This is a genomic window from Catenulispora yoronensis (assembly GCF_039531695.1).
Lineage (GTDB): Bacteria > Actinomycetota > Actinomycetes > Streptomycetales > Catenulisporaceae > Catenulispora > Catenulispora yoronensis.
Window position 1 is genome coordinate 132,553 of the sequence record NZ_BAAAQN010000008.1, and the last position, 12,559, is coordinate 145,111.

At 71.4% G+C, this 12,559-nt stretch carries 8 protein-coding genes; 2 read left to right on the forward strand and 6 right to left on the reverse strand.

The genetic code is table 11. The features are described 5' to 3' along the window. Positions 1-86: 86 nt before the first annotated feature. The 3 genes from ABD481_RS09560 to ABD481_RS09570 are packed head-to-tail and all read right to left on the reverse strand — an operon-like array spanning position 87 to position 2,937. Complete coding sequence (locus ABD481_RS09560; protein ID WP_344665199.1) at positions 87-893, reverse strand: ABC transporter ATP-binding protein; 807 nt, start codon at positions 891-893, stop codon at positions 87-89. Beyond that, positions 890-1,900, reverse strand: coding sequence for a FecCD family ABC transporter permease (locus tag ABD481_RS09565; protein ID WP_344665200.1), 1,011 nt, complete (start codon positions 1,898-1,900; stop codon positions 890-892). Before ABD481_RS09565 ends, ABD481_RS09560 begins: the two co-directional genes overlap by 4 nt. Continuing rightward, positions 1,897-2,937 carry a FecCD family ABC transporter permease gene (locus ABD481_RS09570; RefSeq protein WP_344665201.1) on the reverse strand — a complete coding sequence of 347 codons (1,041 nt, stop codon included), beginning with the start codon at positions 2,935-2,937 and terminating at the stop codon, positions 1,897-1,899. The genes ABD481_RS09565 and ABD481_RS09570 overlap by 4 nt, the downstream gene beginning before the upstream one ends. A 272-nt stretch (positions 2,938-3,209) precedes the next feature. Here ABD481_RS09570 and ABD481_RS09575 point away from each other — a divergent pair, with 272 nt between their 5' ends. Both ABD481_RS09575 and ABD481_RS09580 read left to right on the forward strand, forming a co-directional pair. Beyond that, positions 3,210-4,685, forward strand: a complete 1,476-nt coding sequence (locus ABD481_RS09575; protein WP_344665202.1) for a phenylacetate--CoA ligase family protein — start codon at positions 3,210-3,212, stop codon at positions 4,683-4,685. 168 nt (positions 4,686-4,853) lie between these two features. Next, complete coding sequence (locus ABD481_RS09580; protein WP_344665203.1) at positions 4,854-9,209, forward strand: GH92 family glycosyl hydrolase; 4,356 nt, start codon at positions 4,854-4,856, stop codon at positions 9,207-9,209. A gap of 135 nt (positions 9,210-9,344) precedes the next feature. Here ABD481_RS09580 and ABD481_RS09585 read toward each other — a convergent pair whose 3' ends face one another. The 3 genes from ABD481_RS09585 to ABD481_RS09595 all read right to left on the reverse strand — a co-directional run bounded on the left by ABD481_RS09585 (position 9,345) and on the right by ABD481_RS09595 (position 12,306). Beyond that, the gene (locus ABD481_RS09585) at positions 9,345-10,802 is read right to left on the reverse strand and encodes a dihydrolipoyl dehydrogenase family protein (protein WP_344665204.1); all 1,458 of its coding nucleotides are present in this window, start codon (positions 10,800-10,802) and stop codon (positions 9,345-9,347) included. Positions 10,803-10,927: 125 nt separating this feature from the next. Further along, positions 10,928-11,374, reverse strand: coding sequence for a VOC family protein (locus ABD481_RS09590; protein ID WP_344665205.1), 447 nt, complete (start codon positions 11,372-11,374; stop codon positions 10,928-10,930). Between the two features lie 83 nt (positions 11,375-11,457). Continuing rightward, positions 11,458-12,306, reverse strand: a complete 849-nt coding sequence (locus ABD481_RS09595) for an alpha/beta fold hydrolase (protein ID WP_344665206.1) — start codon at positions 12,304-12,306, stop codon at positions 11,458-11,460. Between the last annotated feature and the right edge of the window lie 253 nt (positions 12,307-12,559).

Consider the following 12,559-nt stretch of genomic DNA (forward strand, 5'->3'; position numbering starts at 1 on the left):
GTCGGTTCGGTCGGTTCGGTTCGTTCGGTTCGTTCGGTTCGTTGGGTTCGGTTGCCGCGGGGGAGAGAAGCGGCTTGGGCGAGCGGTCAATGCACGGAGGAAGGCGAGGCCTTGCGCGCCAGCGGCACGACCAGCGGCGTCCCGGTCTCCGGGTCCGGCACCACCCGGCACGGCACGTCGAAGACCCGCTCCACGAGCTCGGCGGTGAGCACCTCGCCGGGCGGCCCGGCGGCGGCCAGCGCGCCGTCGTGCACCACCACGAGGTGATCGGCGTACCGGGCGGCCTGGCCGAGGTCGTGCAGCACCATGACGACGGTGCGCCCGCCGTCGGCGTTCAGCTCGGCCACCAGGTCCAGGACGTCGAGCTGGTGCCGCAGGTCCAGGAACGTGGTGGGCTCGTCGAGCAGCAGCAGGTCGGTCTCCTGGGCCAGCGCCAGCGCGATCCAGGCCCGCTGCCGCTGCCCGCCGCTGAGTCGGTCGACAGGGCGGTCGCGCAGCGCGTCCACGCCGGTCCGGGCCAGCGCCCGCTCGACAGCCTCCTGATCCGCGCCGCTCCAGGTGCTGAACACCCGCTGGTGCGGATGGCGGCCGAGCCGGACCAGCGCCTCCACGGTGATCGCCTCCGGCGTCACCGGCTGCTGCGGCAGCAGGCCGAGCGACTTCGCCAGCGTCCGGGCCGGGATCCGGTGGATGTCGGTGCCGTCGAGCGTGACGCCGCCGGCGGTCGGCGCCAGCAGTCGGGCCAGGCCGCGCAGCAGCGTGGACTTGCCGCAGGCGTTCGGGCCGACGATCGCGGTCACGGCGTGGTCCGGGATCTCCAGATCGAGGTCGCGGACCACGATCCGGTCGGCGTAGCGCAGCTCCAGGCCGCGGGTGGCCAGGCGGGAGGTCATGTCAGGCTCCTTCGTTCCGAGCGGGCCATCAGCCACAGCAGCCAGGGCGCGCCGAGGGTCGCGGTGACCGCTCCGGCCGGCAGACCGTGGATCGGCAGCAGGTTCAGCGCGACGTAGTCCGCGCCCAGGAGCAGCGTCGCGCCGGTCAGCGCGGTGAGGGCGAGCGTGGCGGGGGTCGGTGGACCGGCGAGGCGGCGCACCACGTGCGGCACCAGGAGCGCGACGAAGCCGATCGGCCCGCTCAGCGCGGCGGCCAGCGAGGCCAGCACCACCGCGAGCATCAGCAGCCCGAGCCGGGCGCGCCGCGGGTCCAGGCCCAGCCCGCCGGCCGAGTCGTCCCCGAGGTCGAGCACCGCGACCCGCCGGTGGGTCAGCGCCGCCGCCCCGGCCACCGCCACGATCGCGCCGCCCGCCACCCAGACCTCGGTCCAGGTGCGGCCGTAGAGCGAGCCGGACGTCCACTGCAAAGCCTGGCCCGCCAATTCCTGCGGGAAGCGCACGATCATCAGGTTCACCACCGCCGCCAGCCCCTGCTGGATCGCCACGCCGACCAGGACCAGCCGCGTGACCGACACCTGCGAACGCCACGCCGAGGCGCCGATCAGCACCGCGACGGCCAGGCCGCCGGCGACCGCCGCGACCGGCGTCAGCGCCGCCGGGACGCTGCCGCTCGCGATGACCAGCACCGCGCCGACGGAGGCGCCGCCGGTGACGCCGATGACGTCCGGCGACGCGAGCGGATTGCGCAGGAGGCGCTGTGTCATCGAACCGGCCAGCGCCAGCGCCGCGCCGGCCACCACCGCGGCGATGACGCGCGGGGCCCGGAACTGTTGCACCACCAGCACGGTCGGCCGGTCGCCGACGCCGAACAACGCCCGCAGCGCGTCGAGGAAGGGGATGTGGAGGCGGCCGGTGCTGAGCGCGACGCCGACCAGCGCCACGAGCAGCACCGCGAAGCCGGCGCACCAGGCGAGCGTCCGTCGCCTCGCGATCACGATGGCGCTCACCGGGCGGTCCTGCGCGCCAGCACGGCCAACAGCGGCGCGCCGAGGAACGCGGTCACGATCCCGGTCTCCAGCTCCGACGGCCGCGCGATCAGGCGCCCCAGCACGTCGGCCGCGAGCAGCAGCGTCGCGCCGACGACGAAGCACGCGGGAACCAGGCGCCGGTGGTCGGTGCCCAGCAGCGGCCGCACGAGGTGCGGCGCCGCCAGCCCGATGAACGGAACCGGCCCCGCCACCGCGACCGACGCCGCGGCCAGCAGCACCACCGACGAGCCGCCCAGCACCCGGATCCGGGCCACCGGCACGCCGAGCCCGTGCGCCGCCTCGTCCCCGAGCGCCAGCGCGTTGAGCGACGGCGCGACGACCACCGCCAACGCCATGCCGACGACCACGAACGGCAGGACCCGCACCAGGACCGCGAGCTCCCGGTCGGCGATCGACCCCGCGAGCCAGAACCGTGCCTCGTCCAGCGTCCGCTGACTGGCCAGCATCAGCGCCGTGGTCCACGAGGCCAGTACCGCCGTCAGCACCGTCCCGGCCAGTACCAGCCGCACCGGATCCACATCGCCCGGCCGCCGGGCCAGCGCGTGCACCAGCACCGCCGCCCCGGCCGCCCCGGCCAGCGCGAACCACATGAACTCCACCGGCCGTGCCAGATGCAGTACGAAGATGGCCGTCACCACCGCGAACCCGGCCCCGGCGTTGACCCCGAGCGTGGTCGCCGACGCCAGCGGATTCCGCGTCACCCCCTGCGCCACCACCCCGGCCACTCCGAGCGCGCCGCCGACCACCATCCCGATGACGGTTCGCGGCACCCGCAGCCCGGTCACCACGGTGGCGTCCGGCCCGTGGTCGGACCCCGTCAGGGCCCTGATGACGGTCGGGAGCGGGATCGACCGCGCCCCCAGCGCCAGGCTGAGCGCGGCACAGACCACGAGCGCCGCCACGCCGCCGGCCACGGCCACGGCGGGCGGGACGCGGCGGCGCGCGGTCGGGACGGACACCGGCGCGCGAGCGGCCGACCGGTCGGTGGTGAGCATGGGAAAGGAGTTTAGGTGAGCCTTACCTAAGTTCGTCAACCGGGCGCCGGGCGGGCGCTTGGTGGCGAGGAGGGTGGCCGATGCGTGACGAACGGTGATCGAGATCGATGAGAGCGGCCCGCAACGCGGCGGTGACCGATTTCCCGTGGGGAGCCTCAGCGCCCCGGCTGCTGCTTTGATCTTGGCTTTTTCGTTCCGGCACTACTGTTCAGGGATCACTCCGCCACTAAGGTATGACGTTGATTGCGCGTCTCTGAAGGGTCGGAGGATCAGTGGTCGTTGACAGAGTCCGTGCACGCCGCGTCAGTGGCGCTTTTGACGCTTTCTTCGACTCCGTTCCGCCGCCCGGCTCCGCCGAACAAGCCGCGATGGAGCTGTTCCGGGAAACCGCGGCGACGGTACCGGCCTATCGGAAGTTCTTGGCGAAACACGGTGTTGATCCGCGGACGGTCCAGAAACTCGCCGATTTCCAGCACCTGCCGTTGATGGACAAAGCGTCCTACCACCACCTCTATCCCCTGCCCGAACGGTGCCGCGACGGTCGGCTGGAGTGGTGTGATCTGGTGTCGGTGTCGTCCGGATCGAGCGGGACGCCGACCGTCTGGCCGCGCTCGGTCACCGACGAGCTGACAGTGGCCCGCCGCTTCGAGCAAGTCTTCCGCGAAGGCTTCGGCGCCGCCGGTCCCAGCACGCTCGCCGTTGTCTGCTTCCCGCTCGGCACTTGGGTGGGCGGCCTTTTCACCACTGCCTGCGTGCGCCACCTCGCGGCCAAGGGCTACCCGATCACGACCGTCGCGCCGGGCAACAACAAGGCGGAGATCCTGCGCGTCCTGCCCGAACTGGCGCCCCATTTCCAGCAGGTGGTACTGCTCGGCTATCCGCCGTTCCTCAAGACGGTGATCGACGCCGGAGCGGCCGACGGCGTCCCATGGGCCGACTACAACGTCAAACTGGTCTTCGCCGGCGAGGTGTTCAGCGAGCGCTGGCGGGACATCGTCGCCCGGCGAGTGGGTATGTCAGACCCCATACATGGCACGGCGTCTTTGTACGGCACGGCGGACGCCGGGGTGCTCGGCAACGAGACCCCGCTGTCCATCTCGGTGCGGCGCTTCTTCGCCGCGCGCCCTGAGCTGGCCGGCGAAGTCTTCGGCGATGCCCGGCTCCCGACGCTGGTCCAGTACGACCCGCGCAGCCGCTACTTCGAGTCCGACGAGGGCACACTGGTGTTCACGGCCGACGGCGGCGTACCGCTGATCCGCTACAGCATCGGTGACGAAGGCGGCGTCATCGGCTACCGCGAGATGCTCGATCTGTGCGCCGAGCACGGTTTCGAACCGCGTCCCTCCTCCGCCGAGCTTCCTTTTGTTTATGTCTTCGGCCGCTCGCTGTTCACGGTCTCCTTCTTCGGTGCCAACATCTTCCCCGAGCACGTCGCCGCAGGGTTCGAACAACCGGCTGTCAGCGACTGGGTCACCGGGAAGTTCGTGATCGAGGTCGTGGAGGACGCCGACGCCGAGCACCGCCTCCGGATCACGGCGGAGCTGGCGCCGGGCCGCGATCGCGAGGCCGACGCCGACGCCGACGCGACCGCGCTCGCCGAAGCCGTCCGGGACGGCCTCCTCCGCCTCAACAGCGAATTCACCCACTACGTCCCGGCCGAGCGGCAGCTCCCCGAGATCCGCCTGCGCGCGTTCGAGGACCCCGAGTACTTCCCGCCGGGCGTCAAGCACCGCTACACCACCGGCTGAATCAGCCCTCGCACACGACTTCCAAACCTCTGACCAGTGCTGTGAACGTTCACAGGAAAAACGTTTCCCGAAGGCCATGGATCCAAGTAAGAACCCTTGCTAACGTTACCGCGTCATCATCTTCGAACCCGATCAAGAGCTTCAGATCTCGTGGGAGGGACGGTGCCCATGGCGCGCCGCGTAAGAGTCCGACGAAGAATCGCGCAGGCGGCGGGAGCCGCCGTTCTGACCGGCGCCCTGAGCGTCGCCACCGCACTGGCCGCGACCGGCCCGGCGTTCGCCGCCGACGGCGCGACCGCCACCGCCGCGACCGGGACCATCACCCCGGTCGCGCACCCCGCCACCGCGGTCGACCCCCTGCTCGGCACCGGGGACGGCGGCGCCGGCGGCGCGGTCAACGCCTTCCCCGGCCCGGACGTCCCGTTCGGGATGCTCCAGTGGGGCCCCGACACCTCGCCGGACCGGCAGGCCGGCGGCGGCTACTACTACAACGACTCGGCGATCTCCGGCTTCAGCCTGACCCACATGAGCGGGCCCGGCTGCGGCGCGTTCGGCGACGTCCCGATCCTGCCGACGGTCGGCGCGCTGCCGGCCGACCCCTCGCACGCGACGGCGCCGTTCAGCCACGCCGTCGAGACCGCGTCCGCCGACTACTACGCGGTGTCCACCGGCACCGGCGCCTCAGCGGTGAAGACCGAGCTGACCGAGACCGCGCGATCGGTGATCGGCCGGTTCACGTTCCCCGCCTCCGACCAGTCGAACCTGCTGGTCAAGCTCACCGGATCGCAGAACGGCACCAACGGCGTCAGCGCGCAGGTGGTCGGCGACCACGAGCTCCAGGGCTCGGTCACCAGCGGGCACTTCTGCGGAGCGAGCGACGAGTACACGCTGAACTTCGACGTCGTCTTCGATCAGCCGTTCACCGCGCACGGCACGTGGACCGGCACGACAGTCACCCCGGGCGGCTCGACAACTGCTTCGCAGGGCTCGAACACGCCGTCCGGTAAAGCGCTCGACAAGGCGAGCCCGAGCCCGGCGCCGAGTCCCAGCGCGTCGCCGAGCCCCAGCCCCAGCCCCAGCGCGTCGCCGAGCCCCAGCCCGAGCGCGTCGCCAAGCCCGAGCCCAAGCCCCACCGCCCCGACGCTCCACGGCCAGGCCCCGCGCGCGTCAGACGCGAAGCACGCCGCCGCCGCGACCGGCCCCGACGGCGTCTATCTGACCTTCGACACCACGACCACCCAGACCCTCCAGGCCAAGGTCGCCATCTCCTACGTCTCCGCGGCCAACGCGAAGGCCAATCTCCAGGCCGAGCAACCGGCCTTCGCCTTCGACGCGGTCCACGCCGCCGGGGTCTCGGCCTGGGACAAGGAGCTGTCGCGCATCCAGATCGGCGGCGGCACGGCGGCCCGCCAGCAGGTGTTCTACACCGCGCTCTACCACGCCCTGCTGCACCCGAACATCTTCTCCGACGCCGACGGCGAGTACATCGGCTTCGACAACCAGGTGCACACGGTCCAGCCCGGCCACGTCCAGGTCGCCAACTTCTCCGGCTGGGACATCTATCGCACTCAGGTCCAACTGGAAGCGATCGTCGACCCGGCGATGGCGAGCAACGCCGCGCAGTCGATCGTCAACGATGCCGCGCAGAACAACGGCATGATGCCGAAGTGGTCGATGAACAACGGCGAGACCTACGTCATGGTCGGCGACCCGGCCGATGACGAACTCGCCGCCTACTACGCCTTCGGCGCGAGGGACTTCGACACCGCCTCAGCGCTGAAGTACGCGCTCGCCGAGGCCAACACGCCGAACAACATCCGCCCCGACCTCGCCGCGTTCGAGAAGCTGGGTTACGTCCCGACCGACGGCGCCACCACATGCTGCAACTTCTACGGCCCCGTGTCGACGACCATGGAGTACGGCGCGGCCGACGCCGCCCTCGCACAGTTCGCCGCTGCCCTCGGCGACAAGGACAACACCAAGAAGCTGATGACGCGTGCGCAGGACTGGCAGAACCTTTACAACCCGGCCACCGGAATCCTGCAACCGCGCACGTCCTCCGGCACTTTCGTGCCCGCGACCCTCACCACGTCCGACAACTACGTCGAAGGCGACGCCTCCCAGTACCGATGGCAGATCGGCTGGAACCTCAAGGGCCTGGTCGCCGCCATGGGAGGAGGCGAGGCGGTCGCCAAGCAGCTGGACACGTTCTTCACCAAGCTCGACGAGGGCCCGCCCTCGCCGTACGCGTTCATGGGCAACGAGTTCGACTACGGCGTGCCGTGGCTCTACGACTACACCGGGACCCCGTGGAAGGCCCAGGAGGTCCTGAACCGCATTCGCACCGAGCTCTACACCGACGACCCGAAGCAGAGCCTCGGCGGGAACGACGACCTCGGGACCACCTCGGCCCTGGGCGCCTTCGCCATGCTGGGCATGTACCCGGAGACCCCGGGCACGGCGGACATGGCGTTGAACAGCCCTGAGTTCCCGCTGGAGATCATCCATCTCGCCAACGGGAAGAACATCACCATCAAGGCCCCGGGCGCGGACTCGGTCAAGAACTACTACGTGCAGAACCTCCGTGTCGACGGCGACGACTGGACCAAGCCGTGGCTTCCGGCCTCGGTGTTCACCCACGGCGCGCGCATCGACGTCCGGATGGGCTCGACGCCGGACAAGCACTGGGGTGCCGAGAAGCACGACGCACCGCCGTCGGACGCCACCGGGGCGCAGCCGGCCATCGGCTACCTGTCCGACCAGCAGATCCGGGTAGCGCCTGGCGGGAGTGCGACGGTCACCGTCTCCGCGCAGGACTCGGCGGACCAGCATCAGCGGATCTCGGTGAGCGCCGTCCCGCCCACCGGACTGACGACGAACCTGTCGTCCAAGACCCTGAAGCTGTCGCCCGCAGGGCACGATTCGGTGACCTTGACCGTCAAGGCCGACGCGTCGACGCCGCAGACCTTCTACACCGTGCCGATCCAGCTTTCCGCGAACGGCAAACCCTTGGCGCCGATCACCCTGCGGGTGCTTGTCGCGCCCGAGGGCAGTCTGCTAGCCGCGTTCGACAACGCGGGCATCGCCGACGACGCGGCGGTCGACGCCGCGAACTTCGACGGCGTCGGGAACTCCTACTCCCAGCAGACACTCGCCGCCGCCGGCTTCACGGCCGGGCAGCAGGTGACCGTCGGCGGGATCGCCTACGACTGGCCGCTCCCGGCGCCCGGTTTCCCGGACAATGCTGTTGCCGCGGGGCAGCAGGTCACGGTGGCCGCGGCGGCGGGGACGCGACAGCTCGGGCTCCTCGGCTCGGCGGCCGGCGGGCCCAGCGAGGGCGTGATGACGCTTCGGTATTCCGACGGCAGCAGCTCGCAGTACTGGCTGGGGCTGTCGGACTGGACGCTGGGCGCCGGGAACAGCAAGCCGTCGTTCGGGAACGGCGACGCGGTGGCCCTGCCGTATCGGGACTGCGCGTCCTGCGACGGCGGCAAGGACACCACAGCCACCCACGTGTTCTCGACGGTGTTCCCGGTGGATCCGGCCAAGACGCTGGTCGGCATCACCCTGCCCGCCGGCGCCGACCAGGGCGAGCTGCACGTGTTCGCGGTCGGGACGTCGACGGCGGCGCCGACCGGCGCGGTCGCGACCGCGCTCACACCCTCGCCGGCGACCGCCGGGCAGCAGGTGACCGTGCACGGATCGGGTTTCGGCGCCGTCCAGGGGACCGGCTACGTGGCCTTCGCCGACCAGGGCGTCAACTGGGGCTCGCCGGGCAACTCGGCGCCGTTCACGGTCGACGCGTGGAGCGACACCGAGGTGACGTTCACCGTGCCGACGCCGAGCGGCACCGGCGGGGTGTGGCACGTCTATCCGGGCACGAACGCCTCGGTGACGGTGGTCAACGCCGCGGGTCAGGTCTCTGACAGCACGGTGCTGCCGATCACGCCGACCGCGGATCCGGCCGACTACTACGACAACACCGGGACGTCGCCGGACAGCGGCCAGAAGTGCGCCGACTACGACGGCGACGGCTACAGCTATTCGGCCGACGCGCTGGCCAAGGCCGGGATCACGCCGGGCGGCGCGGTCACCGGGGCCGGCGTGCAGTTCACCTGGCCCGACGTCCAGCCCTGCGGCGCGGACAACATCCTGGCCGCCGGGCAGACGATGCTGGTCGCCGGCCGGGCCGGGGCGACGACGCTCGGGCTGCTCGGGTCGTCGACCAACGGCGGGTCCGAGGGCCCGATCACGGTGACGTACACCGACGGGACGTCCACGACGCGGACGGTCTCGTTCAACGACTGGGCCGGCGGGCCCGGTGGCGGCGACGAGGCGGTCGCGACGATGCCGTACCGGAACAGCACGTCGGGGACCTCGCAGGCGATCACGATGTACGTGTTCGCCACGGCGGTGCCGATCGACGGAAGCAGGACGGTCGCGTCGATCACGTTCCCGAACGTGGCTTCGCAGGTCGGGAACAACGCGACCGCGATGCATGTGATCGCGGTCGGGGAGGCGTAGCCGATAAGGCGGAATGCCTTGCGGGAGTGGGGGTCGCGGCCGGGGAATCGGTCCGCGGCCCCCGCTTCGCGTCTGGTTCGGGGCCGAGTTCGAGTTCGAGTTCAGGGCCGGGTTCGGTTCCGGCCCGGTGGAAGATCAGGAAGGCGAGTCCTCCTTGGCCCTGTCGCGGTGGGTCTCCAGCAGCCGCAGCCAGACCTCGCTAATGGTGGGGAAGGCCGGGACCGCGTGCCAGAGGCGGTCGAGGGGCACTTCACCGGTGATGGCGACGGTCGCCGAGTAGAGCAGTTCGGCGACGCCGGGACCGGCGAACGTGGCGCCGACGATGGTGTTGCGGGCCGGATCGACGAGGACGCGGGCCTGGCCCCGGTAGTCGGGGCGGTACTGGAAGGCCCCGGCGACGTCGCCGATCTGGTAGTCCACGATCTCGACGGTCCGGCCGGCGCGCGCGGCCTCGGCGGCGGTCAGGCCGACCGAGGCGATCTCGGGATCGCTGAAGACCACCTGCGGGACGGCTTCCAGATCGGCGGTGCCGACGTGGCGGCTCCACTTGCGGATGTCGAGGCCGCGCTGGAGGGCCCGGTCGACGATGACGCTCCCGGCGATGCGGGCCTGGTACTTGCCCTGGTGCGTCAGCAGCGCGCGGCCGTTCACGTCGCCGACCGCGTAGAGCCAGTCGCCGTCGACGCCCTTGACGGTGAACAGGTCGTCGGTGGGCAGCCAGGCGCCGGGCTTCAGACCCACGGACTCCAGACCGAGGTCGTCGGTGCGGGGCGCGCGGCCGGTGGCGAGCAGGAGTTCGTCGGCGATCAGGGTGCTGCCGTCGGAGAGGGTGATCTCGACCTCGTCGACGGCGTTGCGGACCGCGCCCGCGATGGTCGTCCCGAAACGGAGATCGACCCCTGATTCGCGCAGGCTCTCGGCGACCAGCTCGGCGGCGAACGGCTCCACGCGAGGGAGTAGCGTCGCCTCGCGCGCGATCAGGGTGACCCGGGATCCGAGCGCCTGCCAGGCGGTCGCCATCTCGACGGCCACGACGCCGGCGCCCAGGACGGCCAGCCGGCGCGGCGCGGCCGGGGCACTGGTCGCCTCGCGGCTGGTCCACGGGCGCAGCTCCTCAAGATTCGGCAGCGGCGGGAGCGCCGCGCGGCTGCCGGTGCAGACGGCCACCGCGTGGCGGGCCGTCAGCCGGACGGTCCGGCCGTCGGGCGTCGCCACCGTCACCGCGCGCGGACCGGCCAGCCGGCCGACGCCACGGACCAGCTCGATGCCGGCGCTGTTCAGCCACTCCACCTGCGGGGCGTCGTCCCAATTGCTGGCCATGCGGTCGCGATGGGCCAGGACGGCGTCGACGTCCAGCGGCGCGGAGGCCGACTTCGCCAGGCCCGGAATCGCCTTGAGCTCGTTGTGGACGTGCACCGGGTGCAGCAGGCCCTTGCTGGGGTCGCAGGCCCAGTAGGAGCATTCGCCGCCGACGAGTTCGGACTCCACGATCACGGCGCTCAGGCCGCCGGCCACGGCGCGGTCGGCGACGTTCTCGCCGACCGGGCCGGCGCCGATGACGACGACGTCGAAGGTTTGGGTGGTGGTGGACATGGCGTTCTCCGTGAAGGGGGCGGGGTGGGACTTCAGGGTGTGGTGGTGCGGGGGTGCGGGGACCGGGAGGACGGGAGGGGGAGGCACCGTCCTCCCGGCGTTTCGGGGGTGCGGCGGGCAGGTCCTCAGCGGCCCGGGGCGCGCTGCGTGATCTCCTGGAGGAACCACGGGTTGCCGTCCGGGTCCTCGAACGCCGCGAACGAGCCGTAGCTCGCCCGCTCCGGATGCAGACCGGGCTCGCGCTCGGTCTCGCCGGGCCGGTGGAACACACCGCTGACGTCGCGGAACGGCTCGCTGACCGCCACGCCGCGGCCGATCAGCTCCGCGCGCGCCGCCACGATGTCGGTCACGACCAGGAGCAGGCCCTGGTAGGTCCCGGGCGCGGCGGCGCTGAGGCCGTCGCCGAAGATGATCGAGCACTCCGAGCCGGGCGGGGTCGCCTGGACCACCCGGTAGCCGTCGTCCACCGGGAAGTCCGCGTCGAGGCGGAAGCCCAGCTGCTCGGTGTAGAAGGCCTTCGCGCGGTCCACGTCGGTGACCGGGACGACGACGACTTCCAGCTTCAGGTCCATGGCCTGTCTCCTTGTGTGCCAGTGGGGTTTTGTGCCGATGGGGTTGGGTGCCGGTGGGGTTAGGTGCCGGGGGAGTCCGACGATCAGCGGGTGGCGCGCGCGGCCTGCTCGATGACGTCCGCGACGGTGCCCGGACGCGAGACCGCGACCGAGTGCGAGGCCTTGACCTCGGTGACGTGCGCACCGGCCCGCTGGGCCATGAAGCGCTGGGCGGCCGGCGGGATGTTCAGGTCCTGCGTGGTGACGATGTCCCAGCTCGGCTTCTGCGTCCACGCGGCCGGGCCGGTCTCCTTCTCCTCCAGCGCCGACTGCGCGACCGGGCGCTGCGCGGCGGCGGCCAGCGCGGCGTCCTTGGCGGAGACGTCGGCGGCGAACTGGTGGTGGAACTTGTCCTGCTGGATGTACAGGTCGGTGCCGGTGCTGCCGTCGGGGGTGGTGAAGGTGACCGGGTCCAGCGTGCCGGGCAGCGTGGAGCCGGGGAACTGGTTGGTCAGCCGCAACGCCGACTCGCCCGGCGCCGGCAGGAACGCCGCGACGTAGACCAGGCCCTTGACCTTTGGGTTGTCCGCGCCGGCCTCGGTGATCACCGAGCCGCCGTAGGAGTGGCCGACGAGGACGACCGGGCCGTCGATGTGGTCGATGACGGTGCGCAGCTGCGCCGCGTCGGAAGCCACGCCGCGCAGCGGGTTGGCGGCGGCGACCACCGGATAGCCGTCCTTGCGCAGCTTCTCCATGACGCCGTTCCAGCTGCTGCCGTCGGCGAAGGCACCGTGTTCGAGGACGATGGTCGGCTTCGTCCACGTGCCGGAGGCGGAGTCCGCGGCGCTGGCCGTCCCGGCGATGGCGAACGCGGTGACGGCGGCGGCCATGCCCGCGGTCGCGGTGGAGGCGGCTATGAGGCGGTGCTTGCTGAGGTTCTTGACGACGGACATGAGTGGTCCCCTCCAGAAGGGTTCGGCGTGATCGGCGTGATGCGATCGGCGTGATGCGATCGGCGTGATCGGTGTGTTCGGCCCTGCGGTCTTCACCTTCACCCGGCGCTGATCAGACCCACATCGGTCATCTGACCCTGAGTCGCGGAGGCCCTTCGGGGGGCTGGATTCGGGACCGTATTAAGTCAGCGCGAGGCGGGAGCGTGCATCGGCCGACTGGCGGAAAGCATTGAGCCCGCACCCTGATAAGGGG